Source organism: Pseudomonas sp. K5002, from assembly GCF_013386655.1.
GTDB lineage: Bacteria > Pseudomonadota > Gammaproteobacteria > Pseudomonadales > Pseudomonadaceae > Aquipseudomonas.
This window is the reverse complement of the sequence record NZ_JACARK010001539.1, coordinates 1-752: the sequence shown is the minus strand read 5'-3', so window position 1 is coordinate 752 and position 752 is coordinate 1. Positions and strand designations below refer to the sequence as shown.

General features: G+C 64.4%; 2 protein-coding genes. One reads left to right on the top strand and one right to left on the bottom strand.

The window, feature by feature from the left end; genetic code table 11:
- Window positions 1–396: MFS transporter (locus HX846_RS37790; RefSeq protein ID WP_178967534.1), on the bottom strand; the 396-nt coding region annotated here is incomplete at its 3' end.
- A gap of 65 nt (window positions 397–461) precedes the next feature.
- On the opposite strand from HX846_RS37790, the gene HX846_RS37785 reads away from it, so the two are divergent.
- Window positions 462–752, top strand: a 291-nt coding sequence (locus HX846_RS37785) for a cupin domain-containing protein (protein WP_178967533.1), incomplete at its 3' end; no start/stop codon positions are given.

Here is a 752-nt window from a genome sequence, read left to right as displayed (position 1 = left end):
CGCCGCCATGCTCCAGAAGCCACCCAGGGCGATGCCCAGCAGGACGCGCATCAGCAGCAACACCGTGAGGCTCGACGAGACCGCCACCAGCAGGTTGGAGCAGATCATCAGTGCGCTGAAGCACAACAGCACCACGCGCCGGTCGATCCCGCGGGTCAGGCCCGGTACCAGCAACCCGGCGAACAACGCCACCACCGCCGTGACTGTCACCGCCTGCCCTGCCAAGGCTTCCGAGACGCCGAGTTCGGCCGCCATCGGCGTCAACAAACTGGCCGGCAGGTACTCCGCCGTGAGTAATCCGAACACGCCCATCGCCAACGAAAACACCGCCATCCAGGCCGGTGTCGCGGGCGCTGCATCTGCACCGGTTACGGCGTCACACACACAACTGCTCATCACTGGTCACCCTCCAAAAGTTATCGCGACCGCCAGTCTAGGTACGCAGGGCAGGATGATCTATGATGCAAAATCTTGAATCCTTTACCGAAACCCCGAAAATGATGCCTCCAGAACCGTTCGACGTGTCCTCTGACCTCATCAACGAGCTGTTGCGCGGCATGCGCCTGCGGGGCGTCGAGTACCGCCGTATCCAGGCCGGGCCGGCGTTTGGCCTGGGCTTTGCGGCCAAACCCGGGCATGCGTACTTCCACCTTGTCGCCGCCGGCGGCGTCACCCGGCGTACCGAGGACGGCACGCAGTACGAACTGACGCCGGGCAACGCCGTGTTCATCTCCCACGGGGGCGCCCATCAG